Raw genomic sequence first — 19,654 nt, 5'->3', positions numbered from 1 at the left:
AGTTAACAAGTTGCTTAAACGGAATAAAAACCGTTGGTTATCGCTTCGCGATTTTAACCAACCATTTTTATCCGCTTAGCAAGGCGTTAGCAGTACAAGGAGGTCAATCACATGCGTAAGCTCATATTCCTTTTATTAATCATTTCGCAAAGCACTTATGCTGTTGATTCTGAGCAAGCAAAGCAGGCTGCCAAAAATATATTTGAAAAATCTTCTTCAGCTTATACTAAAGAGTCTCTTACTAAAGTGTTTACTTCCGGTGGTTACTCAGAGCAAGAATCAAGTGAATATGCTACAAAATTATTAAAGCTTTTTAATTCAGATGAATTTATCGGTAAGATCCAAGGTATTTACATTAAGCATTTTACCGCAGAGGAACTCGTGCAAATTTCAGAAATATTAGACCATCCAGCTTACGCCAAGTTCTTAAGGCTGAGGCCGATAATACAGCAAGAGATGTCCGCTGAAATTAACAAAATAACTACCAGTATCAAGTAAGTACTGCTAACACATATGAGCCTTCCGCCAGTTTAGTAGACACCTCCTCATCACTTTGAGGAGACTACAATGCTTAGATATACCCAATCAAGAAAGACATAGTTTTACCCTGTAAAATTCAAAATCAAAGCAGTCCAGCTAAGCTTAAGAGACGATGTCATGTCTAAGGATGTTGCTCTAGCGCTTGATATTCACCCGTTAATGCTGAGTCATTGGCGAAAAGAATACGAGGAAGGTAAGTTTTCTAAAGCCCCACGCTATTAAAGCAACAGTGAAATTATGATTAAGCTACCCTCTAAAAATGAACTGCAGGCTCTTCAGAATCTAAAAAAGAAAATCAACGGCTTAAGCAGGAGAGCGACTTGCTAAAAAAAGTGGCAACGGTATCTGGCGGAAGTACATCAGAATGATTTGGATTCACCCAAAAGTTCGGACAAGTACTAGGCGTCAAATACCTATCTTGCTGAGCTGGTTATTTTAGCCTAGGTTCAGCCGCCCGTTAACTGAGCGACTTGGACTTACCTTTGCCAAACAATATTCCGTTTAACAATGTAAGGCTTGTCGCACTATAACGTGCCATAATCCCGTTCAACTTTCGCGATACGAACTTTAAAATCACTATACCATTTGGTTCGGCCATGCTGCTGGGCTAACATGTGTTCTGAATTGGCTTTCCATTGTTTAATCGCATTAATATCACTCCAATAAGACACCGTTATACCTATATTTTCTCTTGCTGACTCTATTCCTAAAAAACCAGGTTGTTGCGCTGCTAACGCTACCATTTGGGTCGCAACTTCACTGTAACCTTCATCTACGTCGGAACGTGTTGATGAAAATACCACAGCGTAATATGGCGGCTTAGGGGTATTAGCAATATTGGTCATCATCACTCCGTAATAACTGTTTGAAGAAACATTATGATAGCGATAGTTAACATCAAACCTTCGCCCCACTTTGTCAATAAAATATCAATTAAACCTGAACAAACCCTTTAATTTAGGCAGGGCTAAGCTGCATATATATCATTGATATCATATACTGTATTAACAAAATCAATTCTTAAAAATATCGAGCGAATAATGGAAGTCGAACTATTAGAAATTCGTAACTTCATCCGCCAATATCCTCCTTTTGATCAGCTACCTGAACAGGCGTTAGAAGAAGTCTCGCAAAGTGTTGAAATTTCTTACTATCGTGCTGATAGTATGATCATTGAATTTGCAGACAAAATACACGATTTATTTATGATCCGAAGTGGCGTTGTAGAAGTGTATCGACGCAACGGTGAGTTATACAATCGTTTAGATCAAGGCGGTTTATTCGGTCAAATGGGCTTATTGACCAATAATAAAGTCCGTTACCCTGCTAAGTCGATTAAAGACACCTTACTGTATTGTATTCCTGAAAAATTGTTTGAAGCATTTTGCGAACGTTATGACGTTTTTGCGGACTTTGTAGAAGTTGAAGGCAGTATTAGATTACAGCAAGCAGTTGAAGATAATAACGACGATGCAAACTCGCTAACCACCTCAAAAGTTAAAACATTAGTCAGTGGTGAGCCCGTCATGTTTGCGACAACCACCAGCATTCAGCAAGTGGCAAAAATCATGTCTGATGAGAATGTATCAGCAGCCATGATCCATGATCCTAACTTGTCAAGTGAAGGCGGAAACAGTTTTGTGGGTATCATCACTGAACGAGACTTATGTGCCAAGGTTATCGCTCAAGGGCTAGATGTAAACACCCAAGTCGATGAGATCATGTCGACAGAATTAATTTCACTTGATCACAACGCTTATATTTTTGAAGCCATGTTAATGATGCTTCGTTATAACGTGCATCACTTACCTATCCTCAAGAATAAACAACCAATAGGTTTAATTGAAGTCACTGACATCATTCGCTATGAATCACAAAACAGCCTGTTAATCGTTAGCAGTATTTTTCAGCAAAACAGTATTGATGATTTGATCGTACTTTCAAGCCAAATTAAAGATTGCTTTGTTCGCATGGTGAATGAGGATGCAAACTCCCACATGGTGGGTCGTGCTATGTCTGAAATTGGCAGGAGCTTTAAACAAAGGTTACTTGAACTTGCAGAAGAAAAATTAGGCCCCCCGCCAATTCCCTATTGTTTTCTTGCATTAGGTTCTATGGCGCGTGACGAGCAGTTAATCGTAACAGACCAAGATAACGCCATTATTCTAGATAACGATTATCAAGAAGCGCTTCATGGTGAATACTTTACATCCTTAGCCACATTTGTATGTGATGGATTAGCGTCATGCGGATATTCGTATTGTACTGGCAATATTATGGCCACTAACCCTGAATACCGTAAAACCCAAACAGAGTGGGAAGAATGCTTTACTGATTGGATTGAACACCCTAATGCACAAGCGTTACTTAACTGTTCGATATTTTTTGATTTATACGGGGTGTATGGTCGCCCTAAATGGGCTGAGCAACTCAATGCGTTCATATTACGTAAAGCCAAAAAGAATAACCGCTTTCTTGCTTGTTTAGCGAGAAATGCCCTTAATCGCACCCCACCGCTGGGGTTTTTCAAAGATTTTGTAATGGAAAAAGATGGACGCCATAATAACTCTATAAATTTAAAACGCCGTGGCACAGCACCCTTGGCTGATTTAATACGTGTGCATGCGTTAGCAATTGGTTCACAATCTCAAAATTCATTTGATCGATTAGAAGATATTATTGAAGCAGGTATTTTACCGCCAACCAAAGGTAAAGATTTGCAGCATGCAATGGAGCTTATCTCGCTTGTGCGTATTCGTCATCAAGCACTGGATATTGAGGCAGATCAAGAACCAGATAACAATATTGAGCCTGAAAACATGTCTGGTTTTGAACGTCGTAACTTAAAAGATGCTTTTTTGGTGTTAAGTAGCGCGCAAAACTTTTTGAAATTCCGTTATAGCGCTAATAGCATGCAAGGGTAATTATGCGAAATTTTGCGAATCAAGAAGTGCTTAACTGGAAGGTTTTTCTACAAAACAAAGCCTTAAAAAGCAAAGATGCCCGCTTAACTCACTTTTACGAAGCTAACACCTACCATGGTGAGACTCAGTTGAAAGATATTGAGTTCGTGGCATTAGATTTTGAAACAACAGGATTAGATGCCCAGCAAAATAGCATTATTAGCATTGGGCTCGTTCCATTTACCCTTAACCGAATAGCATGTCGGCAAGCTAAGCATTGGTTTATTAATCCAGAAGATAAACTACAAGAAGATTCAATTATCATCCACGGCATAACCCACTCAGATTTAAAAGGTGCGCCAGATTTATTAAGAATACTCGAACAGTTATTAGATCAATTAGCAGGCAAAATTGTGGTAGTGCATTACCGCCGTATTGAACGCGACTTCTTTGATGCTGCGCTTCGCAGTTTAATTAACGAAGGCATAGTGTTCCCTGTGATTGATACGATGCAAATTGAAGCTGATATTTATCAAGCTAGACCTAAGCAGTTTCTTGATTGGATTATTAAACCTAAACCTCACTCTATTCGTTTAGCCAATAGCCGCACACGCTATAATTTACCAACTTACCCACCCCATGATGCACTCACCGATGCGATTGCTACTGCTGAATTACTACAAGCGCAAATTAGGCATCATTTCAGCCCCGAAACACCGATTAAAAAGTTATGGCTCTAATTTTGTTTGTTTAACTGACTCACCCAGTAACCTTATTGTGTTTAAGCTATTATTCACAAACCACAAATGAAAAGCCGATGAGTGCAACACACTCATCGGCTTTTTCTATTGTTTGGATTATTTGCGTTAGCGAACATTACTAGCGTTAACGAACATTTCTAGCGTTAGCGAACATTACTGGCGTTAGCACACATTAGTATTGCTAGCACAGCGAATAACGAATCCTTAATTAGCGTTTCTCGGTTCTAAGCCCCATGATCAAACTCACACACATCACCAGTAAAATGATGGTAAAAGGTAATGCGGTGGATATGGCGCCAGCTTGCAGTGCTTCGATAGCTTCTGTGCCGCCGACCCAAACAAGTGCTGCAGCAATTGCCCCCTCAACCAGTGCCCAGAAAACACGTTGTGGTGCTGGCGCATCAACTTTACCGCCCGAGGTAATACTATCAATAACCAGTGAACCTGAGTCTGAAGAGGTAACAAAGAACACCAAAACAAGCACCACAGCTAATAGTGAAATAATGTTACCAATAGGCAACTCATCAAATACCTGGAACATGGCTAATGGCACTTCAGTTAAGCCCTTTTCACCTAATGCCCCTACGCCATTGACCACTTGATCAATGCCCACACCGCCAAATACTGACATCCATATGATGGTAACAACTGTTGGAGCGATTAACACCGCAGTCATAAACTCACGAATGGTTCTACCGCGTGAAATACGTGCGATAAACATGCCCACAAATGGGGACCAAGATATCCACCAAGCCCAGTAGAAAACAGTCCAACCGTGCATCCAAGCTTCATCTTCTCGTCCAATAGGATTACTGAGGGGAATGATATTTTCGATATAACCCATAACTGTTGTCGGGATGGTGCCCATTGAAACTGCAAACGTCACTAACGCGACAAACACCAATAAGGCTAACGCCATTAACATATTAATGTTACTAATGACCTTAACACCACCATCAATCCCCCTCATCACCGACACAACGGCGACTAAGGTGACGGCAAAAATAATGGTAATTTGTAGCGTTAACCCGTTAGCAATGCCAAAGATATGATGAAAACCACTTGCCGCTTGTTGAGCACCTAAGCCCAGTGAAGTAGCAAGTCCAAATAAAGTGGCTAATACTGCTAGAATATCCACAATATGACCAGGCCAGCCCCAGGTTCTATCACCTAAAATAGGATAGAAAACCGATCTCATTGATAAAGGTAAGCCTTTATTGTAAGCAAAAAATGCTAGCGATAATGACACCACACCGTAGATAGCCCAAGGGTGCAGTCCCCAATGGAACATGGTCGCACCCATTGCTAATTTAGCTGCTTCAGGCGTATTCGCTTCAACACCTAGCGGGGTTTCATACCAGCCTGTGAAGTAAGCAACAGGCTCTGCAACCGCCCAAAACATCAAGCCAATTCCCATACCGGCAGCAAATAACATTGCCACCCATGATAATCTTGAATAGTCAGTTTTCGCCTCTTCTCCTCCTAAACGCACTTTACCAAAAGGAGAAATAATCATTAGCAGGCAGAACAAAACAAAAATGTTGGCAGACCACATAAACAAGCCGTCAAATGCACCGATGATTTTCCATTTAATTCCATCAAGTACGGCTTTGGAGGTGGCTGGGTCTAAAACGAGTAAGGCAATGATGAATATGCCGATGAGAGAAGCGCTGATCCCAAAAACAGGGTTGTGGACATCAAAGCCCCATTTTTGAATATTATCCTGACCGACTGTGTAATCGGTATTATCTATACTGTACTTATCTTTATTCTTTTTCATTGATCCTCAATTAGAAGAAATTTTCATTCGAAAATTGTATTTATATTTTACGTTATAAGGTGATCTTTTGCTGAGAAATGACCAGAACAATCTTGTTTCATGTCACTATTTACACCAAAAGTTAGATATTTTTAACAAAATGAATGCGTAAAATGGCAAATCGGCGGGTTATTGTTTCGATGAGTTGAGTTTTTCATCAAAATAATTTTTAGTTAAATATCAATTATTTTTGTCTTGCCCCGTTTACATAAGCCACAAACAAACAAGCTCAGCAAAGCTGAGCTTGTTTCATACTAAAGCGATGTGATCAAACCTTGTTAACTGTTTAAGATGATTTGCTCTCTTAACTGCTTAACTTGATCTCTGAGCGCCGCTGCTTGTTCAAACTCAAGATCCCTTGCATGTTGATGCATTTGTTTTTCAAGCTCGTCGATTTGCTGTGATAGCTCAGCAACGCTTTGTACTTTACTGGTAGCGGTATCGTATTGAGGCTCAGACTCTGCAACTTTACCAAATGCGGTATATTTATGTTTGCTGTTACCCCGATGTGGATCGCCTAAATCCATCACATCAGTGATCTTTTTAGTCACACCTTTTGGCGTTTGTCCCAATTTAACATTATGAGCGTGCTGTTTCTCACGACGCCTTTCAGTTTCACCTATCGCTTTTTCCATCGATTTAGTCACCGTATCGGCATACAAGATAACTTTGCCGTTAACGTTTCGTGCAGCGCGGCCAATGGTTTGAATTAGTGAACGTTCTGAGCGTAAAAACCCTTCTTTATCCGCATCTAAAATACACACCAGTGAGACTTCTGGCATGTCTAATCCTTCACGAAGTAAGTTAATCCCTACCAGCACATCAAAATGACCGAGTCGTAAATCTCGTATCACTTCCACCCGCTCTACAGTATCAATATCTGAGTGCAAGTAGCGCACTTTAACCCCATGTTCATCAAGGTATTCGGTTAAATCTTCAGACATTCGTTTTGTCAGGGTCGTGATTAACACCCTTTCATTAGCAGCGACCCGCTTAGGAATTTCAGATAATAAATCATCGACTTGTATCGCCACTGGACGAATTTCAATTTCAGGGTCAAGTAATCCTGTAGGTCTAACGACTTGCTCTGCGACTTCGCCGTCGCTTTGGTCAAGTTCGTAATCACTTGGGGTTGCCGACACAAATACCGTTTGTGGCATTAATTGCTCAAATTCTTCAAACTTTAATGGTCTGTTATCTAATGCAGAGGGTAAACGAAAACCATATTCTACAAGCGTCGTTTTACGGCTACGATCACCTTTATACATGGCTCCTATTTGCGGTACGGTAACATGTGACTCATCAATAATTAATAACCCATTGGCAGGCAAGTAATCAAGCAAGGTTGGCGGCCCGTCCCCCTCAGCTCTACCAGAAAGATAGCGAGAGTAATTTTCGATACCTGAGCAATACCCAAGCTCAACCATCATCTCGATATCATATTGTACTCGCTCAGAGATACGCTGCGCTTCAATCAGCTTATTGTTATCCAATAATTCCTGACGTCGCTCTCTTAATTCTTCTTTAATATGCTCTGTCGCTTCGATGATTTTTTCTCTTGGCGTCACATAATGGCTTTTAGGATATACCGTGGTGCGCGCTAATCTTCGAGTGACTTGACCTGTTAACGGGTCAAACTCACTTAACTGTTCAATTTCGTCATCAAACAATTCAACTCTGACAGCATCTCTTTCTGACTCTGCAGGGAAAATATCGATTACTTCACCACGAACACGGAAAGTACCACGCTGCAAATCTATGTCGTTGCGAGTATATTGCAATTCACCAAGGCGGGTAATGATGTCACGTTGCCCCATAAAGTCGCCTTGACGAAGATGCAATAACATCTTCATATAAAGTTCAGGATCACCTAGACCGTAAATGGCAGAAACTGAAGCAATCAATACTACATCTTTGCGCTCTAACAAGGCCTTAGTTGCAGACAAACGCATTTGTTCAATATGGGCGTTTACGGAAGCATCTTTTTCGATAAAGGTATTGGAAGCAGGCACATAAGCTTCAGGCTGATAATAGTCATAATATGAAACGAAATACTCAACCGCGTTATGTGGGAAAAACTCTTTCATTTCTCCATATAATTGTGCAGCTAAGGTTTTATTAGGCGCCATGATAATCGTTGGGCGGCCTAAGGTTTGAATTAAGTTAGCAACCGTAAAGGTTTTACCAGACCCCGTCACCCCAAGCAGCGTTTGTTTAGCCACTCCCGCTTCTAAGCCATCAACAAGTTGTTTAATCGCAGTCGGTTGATCACCCGCGGGGGAATAATCTGAAACGAGGTTGAATACTGTGTCAGTCAAAGCAAATACCCTTTATATAACGTCATGCTATTTTATACTGAACCCGATAAATTTAGCTAACCGTTCGATTAAATTTCCCAAAACAAAAAACAAAGTGTATTCAATTGATGCTCTAAAGTGATGAGTTAGATGCGTAAATCTCCAGCCCTTATAAACTTTAATCAAGTCGCTAACGGGTAAAGCACCCCACTTCCTTATCAAGAGATTATTACAATATAAAGAAAGAAAGATGAAATAATGCTACAACAGTTACACACTATGTTATTTGTACGTAAAACCGCCAAAAACCCCGTTTATTAGGCAATTTAATACACAATCTGGTGCAATAACTGAATACTTTACCCATCCCTAAATAACAAGTGCTAAAAAATAGTTATTGCTTTTTTCAACATACTGAAAAATATATAAAAAATAATCTTGTTGAATATCAGCCAAATTTAAGTCTGTTTCAATAAAAATAAGGGTTACAGAGCATATTTAAGGAGTAACTCACAGGCTTATCCACAGATTTAGTGGATAAGTGCTTCAAACCCATTAATCGTGGGCTATCGACGTAAACAGAAATTAATAAAACCGTAAGAAAAGCAACATGAAATAAAATTACATTTGTAAGTTGATTAAATTAGTGCCCTATTTTAGCGCATACAAGACTAGTACAATGGTTTGATGAAAACCTATGGTTTAGGTTCAATAATACAATGCCATTTACAGCACATTTCTTGATGTTTTTGAGTAAAGGCTGCAGAACAGGTTTAATGCTTAGTATCAAAAACGACGGTATTTTTTGAATACTCCCGCAGCTCAATAGAAAGCCGTTCTATAGGATGATGCTCTAACAATGCTTTACTCAAAGCGCTATTTTGTTAATTACCCAGCAGTATTAACCAATGCTAATTACCCACGTTAAATGCTCGATACTCAGCATGCTCTTCTAGCACACGCTTGCAAGCGCTCTTCTATAGTGCTTTTTTAGCGGTCTTCTTTAGCGCCCTTCTTTAACGCTCTACACAAAATGTTTTATACAAATTGCTTTTATAGGAAGTGCTTTTATAAGAAGTGCTTTTATAAGAAGTGCTTTTATAAGAAGTGCTTTTATAGAAAGTGCTTTTATAAGAAGTGCTTTTATAGCTAACGTGAACCTTCTACCTATATAGGTAATAATGTCGGTTTGGCATTTCTGCCGCCTCTTTATTGACTAAAGATATCTCATTACTTGATCGGTTCTATTGAATCTTATCTTTATCTGCTGTTCATTTGCCGCTATGCGCCTTCCACTTTATGCGCTGTTCGCTAAAGATTATCAGCTGTCCATTAATTAACGTGCACTGTTTGTTCATTAACTCAATATTTAGTGCTTGATGCTTAGTTCAAAACAAGCTTAGTGGCAGTCCAAATCGCTAAACGACATAACATACTCGTCTTGAATCAATCCTAAAAAGCAAAAAGACAACCGAAAATCGGCGCTGATAGCAGTTAAAACCTTATTTTGCCGTGGTTGATACTTGAATTAACCCATTAAAGTGGAGATGATGAGTTAAATGACAAGATTCATTGCCGTTGAGTAAAAGTGTTACTTTTCAAATTGATTAGTAAAAAATAGCCATTATGGGCATTTATAAGCCACGATGGGTATTAGATGAGCAGTTAACATCAATTTTTCACTTTTTTTTATATCTCGAGTTGACTCATTGATCAGGGCGTTTTACTATGCGCTCCGTTCTCAGCAATACATTGCTAAAAACGATTCCCCTGTAGTTCAGTTGGTAGAACGGCGGACTGTTAATCCGTATGTCACTGGTTCGAGTCCAGTCTGGGGAGCCAATTTAGTTTAGTTTGTTGAAAATAAAGATAAAATGCGATTCCCCTGTAGTTCAGTTGGTAGAACGGCGGACTGTTAATCCGTATGTCACTGGTTCGAGTCCAGTCTGGGGAGCCAATTTTATCTTAGTTTTAATCGATTCCCCTGTAGTTCAGTTGGTAGAACGGCGGACTGTTAATCCGTATGTCACTGGTTCGAGTCCAGTCTGGGGAGCCAATTAAAACACAATTAAGAAATAGCGATTCCCCTGTAGTTCAGTTGGTAGAACGGCGGACTGTTAATCCGTATGTCACTGGTTCGAGTCCAGTCTGGGGAGCCAATTCTTATATATTCTTCAATTCCCCTGTAGTTCAGTTGGTAGAACGGCGGACTGTTAATCCGTATGTCACTGGTTCGAGTCCAGTCTGGGGAGCCAAGAAGAATTCAATCGTTAAAATTACTACCTACCTCCTATTACTATCTTTTTTTAATTCCCTTATATTTTTTTGTAAATTACACTACAATTCTATTCGTTAACTCCTTTATTTGTTGTAGCTTTTTATTTTTCCGCTATACCAAAATTGAATGAAGACAACTGTGTATTATAGGAAATGGACTATTCATGGGTTTATCAAAATCTTTCCAATTAGTTTTATTTGTCATTTTCGGATTATTACTTTATCGGATTTACGATCTAGAAAATAAAGAAATGCAGCGCCAAGGTTCTATAGCGACTGAAAAGTACGCTGAATATGTTAATCAAATGTCTGATTGGACAGGTGACGGCAAATCACTATATGAATTACTTTCTCAACAGTTTACTTTTCAATTCTTTCAATACATACATGAAAGTGACAGTGATAAGAACTTCACGTTTGGTTCACTCGCTAAAGCTGAAGGCAATTTTGAAGATACCATTTTTAAAATTGAGCTTGGCCATACAAAAGCATTCTCACAAGGCCGACTGCAAGTCAGACTGAGTACGAGTTCGGTAATTTCTGCAAGTTTTGTCAACCTTGAAAAAGCAGCAACCTTAACAATTGTCGCTTACTTGTTGATAATGATTAGCTTTGCAATACTTATGGCCATTCATCGCCGTGGCATAAAATACATTTGTGATTACGTAGATAATATCCCCAACCTTTCTTTTCAGGCTGTTGAGACCTCACGCTTACGTGGTTCATTAAAACCCATTGGCGTTGCTCTTGAGAAAAGCCGAATTGAGCTGAAAACCAGTATTGGTAACTTCCATAAAGAAAACGACTTATTAACCAAAGCTGCATATCAAGATCCTGTAACGGGCTTCTCTACTCGTCGTCGATTTAATGATTATTTAAAAACGATTACTGATTCAGATAAACAACAATTTGGAGTGCTTTGCATTATTAAAGCCGCCGAATTATCAAGTATTAATCAACTTCATGGCCGTGAAGCTGGCGATGATTACCTAAGCAAAATTGCTACGTGCATACGTCAAGCAGCAGCCAAAACTGGGGTCAATGAATATTATCGAGTATCGAGCAGTGATTTTGCGCTATTTATCAACGATATTACCGTTAAAGAAGGCGAGCAGTTTTTAGTCAGCTTAAAACGTTACCTGGATGAATATGCTCAAACAGTTGATACCGACAGCATCGCCCATAGCGGAATGGTGCCGTTTGAACAAAACTGTGACTCTCATGCCCTGCTGACACTTGCTGATACTGCAGTCAGCATTGCTCAAACATCGGGGCCTAATCGTTACCATATACTCGAGAAGTTTTCTGGTAATCAGCAATTGGGCGACGATCACTGGAAAGTGACCATTAATGAATTAATTAATCGTAAAGGCATCAAGTTTTTCCAGCAGCCTATTTTACCTTGTAACAATCAAGTGGATGTTTATCGAGAGTTATTTGCCCGTTTTTATAATAGTGAAGGCTCAAACTTGCCCACTGCCAGTGTTATTGCCATGTCAGAACGTCATGGGCTAAATGTGGATTTAGATAAAATGATTGTGGTGCACACACTACAACTATTAAATTCAAACCCTAGCCTAACGGGTAACTTCGGTATTAACATTAGTGCCTCATCAGCCTTACAAGAAGTGTTTGTGTCATGGTTACGCGATATATTGTCGAGTCACCGCTCTACCTCAGCAAGAATCGTATTTGAGCTTAATGAATCTGGTATGCAAAAAAATGTCACTGCCAGTCGCCGTTTCGTCAACGAAATGCATAAAGTGGGCGCAAAAGTGGCCATTCAACATTTCGGATTAGGCTTTTCTTCGTTTAAATTTTTCCGCGAAGTAAAACCAGATGTCATTAAATTAGACAGCAGTTACAGCGAAAACATTGATCAAGATAATAACAACAAATTCTTTGTCAGAATGATTGTTGATATTTCACGCAGAATTGGGATTAAAGTCATAGCCACAGGCGTTGAAAAACAAGATGAGAAACTCACATTAGAAAAAATGTTAGTCGACGGATTACAAGGTTATTATATTGCTAGGCCAGAAATTATCGCTAAAACAGATAAATAATCGACCAATGTCAGTCCAATCTTACAAATTAGGGTTAATATTTACATAACCCTTTTTTTTATCCGTTGTTTCTCAAGCCTAAACCTTAGATAATACAACTAATATCTGAATTAAAAAGTGTAGTAATGACAGACTATCTCTTACTGTTAATTGGCACCGTGTTAGTCAATAACTTTGTGTTAGTAAAATTCCTTGGTTTGTGCCCTTTTATGGGAGTATCAAGCAAGCTCGCCTCAGCCATTGGTATGTCCATGGCGACAACGTTTGTGTTGACCCTAGCTAGTATTCTCAGCTTTTTAACCAATGAGTTCTTATTAAAGCCTTTCGACCTCAACTATCTAAGAACCATGAGTTTTATCTTGGTCATTGCTGTCGTCGTGCAGTTTACTGAGATGATGGTTCAAAAAACCAGTGCATCATTACATCGAGCTTTAGGTATTTACCTGCCACTTATCACAACCAATTGTGCTGTATTAGGTGTTGCCCTTTTGAACGTCAATGAAGACCATAACTTTATTCAATCTGCAGTTTATGGTTTTGGCGCCGCTATTGGTTTTTCATTAGTGCTTGTTTTATTTTCAGCCATGAGAGAACGTCTTGCAGCAGCTGATGTCCCTCTACCTTTCAAAGGCGGCGCTATCGCCATGATCACAGCGGGTTTAATGTCTCTTGCCTTCATGGGATTTGCGGGGCTGGTTAAATAATCATGTCTAGTATTGTAATCGCAGTTATCGTGCTCACCGTATTAGCACTCATATTCGGACTCATTTTAGGTTATGCCTCCATCAAGTTTAAAGTTGAAGGCAACCCCATTGTTGAACAAGTTGAAGCGCTGCTACCGCAAACACAATGTGGCCAATGTGGCTACCCTGGCTGTCGCCCATACGCAGAAGCAATTGCCAATGGTGATAATGTCAATAAATGCCCACCAGGCGGCACTGCGACAATGGAAAAAATTGCCAGTTTGATGGGCGTTGATCCTGAGCCGTTAAATGAAGTCGCTCAAGAAAATATTAAAAAGGTCGCCTTTATTCGCGAAGACGAATGTATTGGTTGCACTAAGTGTATTCAAGCCTGTCCAGTGGATGCCATATTAGGCGCTGGTAAGTTAATGCATACCGTTATCGCTAAAGACTGTACAGGCTGTGATTTGTGTGTCGAGCCCTGCCCGGTAGATTGCATTGACATGATACCTGTTGAACAAAACCTTAAAAATTGGGATTGGAAGTTAAGCCGTATCCCAGTAACCATTGTAGAAGGTGTTCAATCGCCTAACCGTGAAGTAAAAGAGGAATCTCAGTGCTAACTTTATTAGAACAAATTGATAAAGGGACGTTATGGCACTCTCCAGGCGGGATCCATCCACCACAATTAAAAAGTGTATCCAATCAAGTTAGTAGCGCTCGACTACCGTTATCGCGTTATTATTCGGTACCTGTCCCGCAAGTGGGTGACAGCGCTCGCTTACAAGTAAAGGTTGGCGACAAAGTATTAAAAGGCCAAATGCTGACTGAAGGTGAAGGCTTTATGTACTTACCAGTGCATGCGCCAACATCAGGCATTATTGCTGATATTGCATTAAAGCCAAGTAATCATGCATCAGGCTTACCCGTATTGACATGTGTGATACAAGCCGATGGTAAAGACGACAGCATTGATTATCAGAGCAATGAATTAGCAACCCTATCTAATCAACAAATTCTAGATAAAATCATGCAAGCTGGCATTGCGGGTATGGGGGGAGCAAGTTTTCCTAGCCATATAAAATTAAACCCAGCCAGTGAAATCGATTTAGTTATCATTAATGGTGTGGAATGCGAACCTTACATTACCTCAGATGATGTAATTATGCGTGAAAACGCTACCGAGATCCTCTCAGGCATTAACATCATTAATACTTTGCTCTCTCCTCAGCGCATTATTATTGCTATTGAAGATAATAAACCAGAAGCTGTCAGTGCCATGCGTAGTGCACTTGATAACGCTACTGAATTACAAGGGATTGTCAAAGTGACAGTCATCCCTACTAAGTATCCTTCTGGTGGTGAAAAACAACTTATACAAATCATTACTGGCCGTGAAGTGCCAACAGGCAGCATTCCTGCTCAGCAAGGCATTGTTGTTCATAACGTCGGAACGGCTTACGCTATTCAAGATGCCGTGCTACATGGGAAACCGTTAATTGAGCGCCTAGTGACTTTAACTGGTGAGCAAGTCTCAACACCAGGTAACTACTGGTTACCCATAGGTTCAAGTGTTAAAGATATACTTGAACAAGTTGGTTTTGATGAGGCGCCTTTACAAAAAGTGATTATTGGTGGCCCAATGATGGGTTACGCGCTACCAGATTTTGATGTACCAGTGCTAAAAGGCACCAACTGTATATTGACCCCAAGTCAAAATGAAATAGCGCCTGATACTGAAGAAAAAGCGTGTATACGCTGCGGAGAATGCGCCATTGCATGCCCTGCACTATTATTGCCTCAGCAATTATTTTGGCATGCAAAAGCAGAAGAGTATGACAAAGCAGCCAGCTTTAATTTAAAAGACTGTATCGAATGCGGCTGTTGCAGTTACGTTTGTCCAAGCGATATACCCTTAGTTGAATATTATCGTATTGCAAAATCTGCTCTGAAAAACGAAGCAGAAGAAAAAAGACAAGCAGAACAAGCAAAAGTCCGATTTGAGGCAAGACTGCAGCGTTTAGAAGATGAAAAACGTGCACGAGAAGAAAAGTCACGCTTAGCCGCAGAAAAACGTAAAGCTGCGATGGAAAATAGTGATAAGAAAAACGCGGTTGCTGAAGCAATGGCTAGAGTGGCTGCGAAAAAGAAAATGGCAGAACAAAACACTCAAGCTGATAGTAGACCTGCCGCTTCCACAGATAAGTCATCAGCAGTTAGCGCAGCCATTGCACGTGCTAAAGCGAAAAAGCTCGCGCAACAGGCAGAAAATCAAGCATCAGTTCAGGAACCATCAGCACAGTTAGATCAAACAACAGAACAGGCTTCACCTGTTGATGACAAGAAAGCACAAATTGCTGCGGCAGTTGCACGAGCAAAAGCCAAAAAACGTGCGCAACAGAGCGATAATAAGGTTTCTGAGCAAGTACCCGATAACACCAATGAATCTGTGGCTGTTGATGATAAAAAAGCCCAGATAGCTGCAGCAGTAGCTAGAGCTAAAGCTAAAAAACTGGCTAAACAAGCTGAAACTCAATCAGAAGATCAACAGCAAACAATAGAATCGTCTTCAGTTAACGAGCAATCGTCAGTGCAAGCGTCGTTATCTCCTGCAGATGAGAAAAAAGCAAGAATTGCCGCTGCTGTCGCTAAAGCAAAAGCGAAAAAGCTCGGTCAAAGTGCTGGTCAACCGCAACAAGATGATGAACACCTTGCTCAAACACAAGCAATTGACACTCCCGTTACCGTTAAGCCTGAAACACAATCAGATTCGGTAACTGAAACAGTCACTTTGTCTCCTGCAGATGAGAAAAAAGCAAGAATTGCCGCTGCTGTCGCTAAAGTAAAAGCGAAAAAGCTCGCACAAGGCGCAACTCAGCCACTGCAAAGTGAAGCAAAAGCTGTTGAAACCGACATTAGCGACACCCAATCTGATCAAACCTCAATTGAGCCAATAAAATCGGCTGCTGAGGTAAAAAAAGCAAGAATCGCCGCTGCTGTAGCCAAAGCTAAAGCGAAAAAATTAGCGAATCAACAGAGCAGTGAAAAGGAATAAACATGGCATTTAAAATTGCTTCTTCACCCCATGTGAGTACCAATTTGCAAACCAATAAGGTGATGCAAAGAGTCGCACTATGCCTTATTCCTGGTATTACAGCGCAAGTTTACTTTTTTGGCATGGGCACCTTGGTGCAAATATTAATTGCCGTATTGGTTTCATTATCTGCTGAAGCTGCTGTAATGAAATTGAGAAACAAGTCGATAAAAAGTGCGTTATCAGATAACAGCGCTCTAGTTACCGCACTACTTATTGCTGTTGCCATTCCTCCGTTAACGCCTTGGTGGATGACCGTGATTGGCTGTTTATTTGCCATCGTGATCGTTAAACATCTATATGGCGGATTGGGCAATAATATTTTCAACCCTGCAATGGCTGCATATGTGTTGCTGCTTGTTTCATTTCCACTGCAAATGACCAATTGGGTAGCACCTGCAGAACTGACTGCCAACCATGTTGGTATAACAGCGGCTTTAAGCCAAATTTTTGAAATCAGCCCAGCGAGTTTAGATTACTTCAAAATCACTGTTGATGGACACACGATGGCCACGCCATTAGATACGTTTAAAACAGATTTATCTATGGGAATGACCAGTACAGAAAGTCTGCAGCGTAACGTATTTGACGGTATGACAGGTATCGGCTGGTTTTGGGTAAACATGGCTTACCTTCTTGGTGGCTTGGTGATGTTGAAGCTCAAGGTCATTCGCTGGCATATCAGTAGTGCAATATTACTCAGTATTTTTATTTGTTCAGGTTTTGCGTTTTTACTTAACCCTGACACCCATGCAAGCCCGATTCTGCATTTGTTTTCTGGTGGCACAATGTTATGCGCATTTTTCATCGCTACAGATCCTGTAACAGCAGCAACGAGTCCGAAAGGCAGATTACTGTTCGGCGCAATAATTGGCGTGTTAATTTTTGTGATACGCACTTATGGTGGATACCCTGATGCCGTAGCATTTGCCGTATTATTGGCCAACATGTGCGCACCATTTATTGACTATTACATTCGTCCTCGTTCATATGGCCACCGTGCGGGTAATTAACCTGCGAGCTAACTGGATTATCAATGTTAAAAATTATTTCTAAAAATGGATTATTACTCGGACTATTTGCGCTGTGTTGTACAGGCCTTGTAGCGTCGGTTAATTTTCTAACTAAAGATACGATTATCGAACAACAGCGCAAGCAACTTGTCAGTGTGTTAGAGCAAATCATTCCTAACTCAATGCACAACAATCAACTTACTGATGATTGTATCCTAGTGGCCAATGCTGAATATTTAGGCACAGATGAGCCATTACCCGTTTATATCGCTAAAATGGATCAACAAGCAGTTGCTCTTGCCATAGAAGCAGTGGCTCCAGATGGCTACAATGGGGATATAAAAATTATTCTTGGTATCAGTAATGACAACGAATTACTGGGTGTTCGTACATTAACTCATCAAGAAACACCTGGCCTTGGCGATAAAATTGAACTTAGAAAATCTGATTGGGTTCTTGGTTTTAGCGGTATGACTTATGACTCTAATTCCAAACCAATGGCAGTTAAAAAAGACGGTGGCGACATTGACCAATTTACAGGTGCGACAATTACTCCTCGTGCTTATGTAGGCGCTATCAATAAAGCACTTGAATTTGTTGAACAACATCGTGATGAGTTGTTATCAACCGTCAATCATTGTGGACGTGAACATGACTAATTATCGTGAAATAGCTTGGCAAGGCTTATGGAAAAATAACCCAGGTTTAGTACAACTATTAGGCTTATGTCCACTGCTGGCAGTCACTGCCACTGTGACAAATGCGTTAGGACTCGGTTTAGCGACGCTATTGGTATTAGTGGGCTCTAACATCTTAGTCTCGTTAGTAAGGGACTATGTACCAAAAGAAATTCGTATACCGGTATTTGTTATGATCATTGCAGCGCTCGTCACCTGCGTGCAATTACTTATCAATGCTTACGCCTATGGTTTGTACCTTTCATTAGGTATATTCTTGCCACTGATTGTCACTAACTGCGTCATTATCGGCCGTGCTGAAGCATTTGCTTCACGTAATAATGTGACCAGTGCTGCATTTGACGGACTCATGATGGGTGTGGGTTTCACAGGTATTCTAGTGGTACTTGGTGGAATGCGGGAATTACTGGGTCAAGGCACATTATTTGATGGCGCAGAACTCTTACTTGGCGATTGGGCTAGCTCATTAACCATTCAAGTATTTAATGTCGAAAGCCCTTTTCTCTTGGCGATGTTACCACCAGGTGCATTTATCGCCATGGGATTATTGATTGCATTAAAAAATGTCATCGACGCGCAAATTGAAAATAGAAAACCACAACAAGAAACAGAGACAATTGCACGTGCTCGGATAACAAAGGTTAGCTAAGTCATGAACAAACAAAAACGCCATGAAATTTTAACTCGCTTACGGGCAAACAACCCTAAGCCGGAAACAGAACTCAACTTTTCATCACCATTTGAATTGTTAGTTGCTGTGACTTTGTCGGCACAAGCAACGGATGTCAGTGTTAACAAAGCCACTGATAAACTCTTTCCCGTTGCAAATACAGCCCAACAAATTTATGACCTTGGCGTTGAAGGATTAAAGACCTACATTAAAACCATCGGTCTTTATAATAATAAAGCAATTAATGTCATTAAAGCCTGTGAAATGTTGATAAACCTTCATGGCGGTGAAGTGCCAGAGAACCGTGAAGCATTAGAAGCACTACCTGGTGTCGGTCGTAAAACCGCTAATGTTGTACTAAATACTGCTTTTGGCTGGCCTACTATCGCGGTTGATACCCATATTTTCAGAATGGCAAACCGCACTAAGTTTGCAATGGGTAAAAATGTCGACCAAGTAGAAGAAAAAATGCTTAAGGTGACACCTGCTGAGTTTAAAGTTGATGTGCATCATTGGTTTATCTTACATGGAAGATATACCTGTATCGCCCGTAAACCTCGTTGCGGCAGTTGCATTATTGAAGATTTATGCGAATTTAAAGATAAAACAGACTAAGGTTTACCAACGTTTTTCAACTATATCGCCTTTGAACAAGCAGTATTTCAAACTTTTCAAAGGCGCCTTAGCTCATAGCCTCATCTCCACTCAACGATAATTACAAACGCCCTCGATAACGCACCTGTGACTTAATATCACTTGACCATCATAATCAGTCTGTGTGTAAATTAGTAATTGTTTAAACCATCACCGAATATGTTGGCTTAATAAACAGT

14 protein-coding genes, 5 tRNA genes and 1 pseudogene are annotated in these 19,654 nt (G+C 40.3%); 17 read left to right on the top strand and 3 right to left on the bottom strand.

Going from position 1 to position 19,654, the window contains the following annotated elements:
• Positions 1-111 precede the first annotated feature (111 nt).
• Together AN944_RS17470 and AN944_RS21550 are read left to right on the top strand one after the other, a co-directional pair.
• Complete coding sequence (locus tag AN944_RS17470; protein ID WP_055025928.1) at positions 112-498, top strand: DUF2059 domain-containing protein; 387 nt, start codon at positions 112-114, stop codon at positions 496-498.
• Between the two features lie 123 nt (positions 499-621).
• A pseudogene (locus tag AN944_RS21550) lies at positions 622-905 on the top strand (transposase); the annotation flags it as partial.
• 159 nt (positions 906-1,064) lie between these two features.
• Here the strand turns inward: AN944_RS21550 and AN944_RS17465 are convergent.
• Entirely contained in the window at positions 1,065-1,385 is a 321-nt protein-coding gene (locus AN944_RS17465) for an antibiotic biosynthesis monooxygenase (RefSeq protein ID WP_055025927.1), read from the bottom strand.
• 195 nt (positions 1,386-1,580) lie between these two features.
• Between AN944_RS17465 and AN944_RS17460 the strand changes: the two genes are divergently transcribed.
• Together AN944_RS17460 and AN944_RS17455 are read left to right on the top strand one after the other, a co-directional pair.
• Entirely contained in the window at positions 1,581-3,464 is a 1,884-nt protein-coding gene (locus AN944_RS17460) for a DUF294 nucleotidyltransferase-like domain-containing protein (protein WP_055025926.1), read from the top strand.
• A gap of 2 nt (positions 3,465-3,466) precedes the next feature.
• Positions 3,467-4,183: a 3'-5' exonuclease gene (locus tag AN944_RS17455; protein ID WP_055025925.1), complete on the top strand. Its 717-nt coding sequence runs from the start codon at positions 3,467-3,469 to the stop codon at positions 4,181-4,183.
• A 229-nt stretch (positions 4,184-4,412) separates the two neighbouring features.
• Here AN944_RS17455 and AN944_RS17450 read toward each other — a convergent pair whose 3' ends face one another.
• Together AN944_RS17450 and uvrB are read right to left on the bottom strand one after the other, a co-directional pair.
• A complete protein-coding gene (locus AN944_RS17450; protein ID WP_055025924.1) occupies positions 4,413-5,984 on the bottom strand; it encodes a BCCT family transporter in 1,572 nt (523 codons plus the stop codon).
• A 317-nt stretch (positions 5,985-6,301) separates the two neighbouring features.
• Positions 6,302-8,341, bottom strand: a complete 2,040-nt coding sequence (gene uvrB / locus AN944_RS17445; RefSeq protein WP_055025923.1) for an excinuclease ABC subunit UvrB — start codon at positions 8,339-8,341, stop codon at positions 6,302-6,304.
• A 1,745-nt stretch (positions 8,342-10,086) separates the two neighbouring features.
• On the opposite strand from uvrB, the gene AN944_RS17440 reads away from it, so the two are divergent.
• The 13 genes from AN944_RS17440 (at position 10,087) to nth (ending at position 19,436) form a co-directional block, all read left to right on the top strand.
• Positions 10,087-10,162: transfer RNA gene (locus AN944_RS17440), tRNA-Asn, on the top strand.
• Positions 10,163-10,201: 39 nt separating this feature from the next.
• Positions 10,202-10,277, top strand: a tRNA-Asn gene (locus AN944_RS17435).
• Positions 10,278-10,300: 23 nt separating this feature from the next.
• Positions 10,301-10,376, top strand: a tRNA-Asn gene (locus tag AN944_RS17430).
• 27 nt (positions 10,377-10,403) lie between these two features.
• Positions 10,404-10,479, top strand: a tRNA-Asn gene (locus AN944_RS17425).
• A gap of 20 nt (positions 10,480-10,499) precedes the next feature.
• A tRNA-Asn gene (locus tag AN944_RS17420) sits at positions 10,500-10,575 on the top strand.
• 186 nt (positions 10,576-10,761) lie between these two features.
• Positions 10,762-12,663 (top strand): EAL domain-containing protein, encoded by a 1,902-nt coding sequence (locus AN944_RS17415; protein ID WP_055025922.1) that lies wholly within the window; start codon positions 10,762-10,764, stop codon positions 12,661-12,663.
• Between the two features lie 125 nt (positions 12,664-12,788).
• The gene (gene rsxA, locus AN944_RS17410; RefSeq protein WP_055025921.1) at positions 12,789-13,367 is read left to right on the top strand and encodes an electron transport complex subunit RsxA; all 579 of its coding nucleotides are present in this window, start codon (positions 12,789-12,791) and stop codon (positions 13,365-13,367) included.
• Between the two features lie 2 nt (positions 13,368-13,369).
• Positions 13,370-13,969, top strand: a complete 600-nt coding sequence (rsxB, locus tag AN944_RS17405) for an electron transport complex subunit RsxB (protein ID WP_055025920.1) — start codon at positions 13,370-13,372, stop codon at positions 13,967-13,969.
• On the top strand, positions 13,963-16,401 hold the full coding sequence (gene rsxC / locus AN944_RS17400; RefSeq protein ID WP_055025919.1) for an electron transport complex subunit RsxC: 2,439 nt from the start codon (positions 13,963-13,965) through the stop codon (positions 16,399-16,401). The genes rsxB and rsxC overlap by 7 nt, the downstream gene beginning before the upstream one ends.
• 2 nt (positions 16,402-16,403) lie before the next feature.
• Positions 16,404-17,453 carry an electron transport complex subunit RsxD gene (rsxD, locus tag AN944_RS17395; RefSeq protein ID WP_055025918.1) on the top strand — a complete coding sequence of 350 codons (1,050 nt, stop codon included), beginning with the start codon at positions 16,404-16,406 and terminating at the stop codon, positions 17,451-17,453.
• Positions 17,454-17,476: 23 nt separating this feature from the next.
• The gene (gene rsxG / locus AN944_RS17390; protein ID WP_119969704.1) at positions 17,477-18,112 is read left to right on the top strand and encodes an electron transport complex subunit RsxG; all 636 of its coding nucleotides are present in this window, start codon (positions 17,477-17,479) and stop codon (positions 18,110-18,112) included.
• On the top strand, positions 18,105-18,800 hold the full coding sequence (locus AN944_RS17385; RefSeq protein WP_055025917.1) for an electron transport complex subunit E: 696 nt from the start codon (positions 18,105-18,107) through the stop codon (positions 18,798-18,800). Before rsxG ends, AN944_RS17385 begins: the two co-directional genes overlap by 8 nt.
• 3 nt (positions 18,801-18,803) lie before the next feature.
• Entirely contained in the window at positions 18,804-19,436 is a 633-nt protein-coding gene (nth, locus tag AN944_RS17380; protein WP_055025916.1) for an endonuclease III, read from the top strand.
• Positions 19,437-19,654: the final 218 nt, after the last annotated feature.

The sequence above is a fragment of the Shewanella sp. P1-14-1 genome (genome assembly GCF_001401775.1).
In the GTDB taxonomy this organism is placed as follows: domain Bacteria; phylum Pseudomonadota; class Gammaproteobacteria; order Enterobacterales; family Shewanellaceae; genus Shewanella; species Shewanella japonica.
This window is presented reverse-complemented; position numbering and strand designations above follow the sequence as displayed.

Coding starts and splice junctions, on each gene's coding strand:
- AN944_RS17470 (WP_055025928.1), top strand. CDS start 112: ATGCGTAAGCTCATATTCCTTTTATTAATCATTTCGCAAAGCACTTAT.
- AN944_RS17465 (WP_055025927.1), bottom strand. CDS start 1,385: ATGACCAATATTGCTAATACCCCTAAGCCGCCATATTACGCTGTGGTA.
- AN944_RS17460 (WP_055025926.1), top strand. CDS start 1,581: ATGGAAGTCGAACTATTAGAAATTCGTAACTTCATCCGCCAATATCCT.
- AN944_RS17455 (WP_055025925.1), top strand. CDS start 3,467: ATGCGAAATTTTGCGAATCAAGAAGTGCTTAACTGGAAGGTTTTTCTA.
- AN944_RS17450 (WP_055025924.1), bottom strand. CDS start 5,984: ATGAAAAAGAATAAAGATAAGTACAGTATAGATAATACCGATTACACA.
- AN944_RS17415 (WP_055025922.1), top strand. CDS start 10,762: ATGGGTTTATCAAAATCTTTCCAATTAGTTTTATTTGTCATTTTCGGA.
- rsxA (WP_055025921.1), top strand. CDS start 12,789: ATGACAGACTATCTCTTACTGTTAATTGGCACCGTGTTAGTCAATAAC.
- rsxB (WP_055025920.1), top strand. CDS start 13,370: ATGTCTAGTATTGTAATCGCAGTTATCGTGCTCACCGTATTAGCACTC.
- rsxD (WP_055025918.1), top strand. CDS start 16,404: ATGGCATTTAAAATTGCTTCTTCACCCCATGTGAGTACCAATTTGCAA.
- rsxG (WP_119969704.1), top strand. CDS start 17,477: ATGTTAAAAATTATTTCTAAAAATGGATTATTACTCGGACTATTTGCG.
- AN944_RS17385 (WP_055025917.1), top strand. CDS start 18,105: ATGACTAATTATCGTGAAATAGCTTGGCAAGGCTTATGGAAAAATAAC.
- nth (WP_055025916.1), top strand. CDS start 18,804: ATGAACAAACAAAAACGCCATGAAATTTTAACTCGCTTACGGGCAAAC.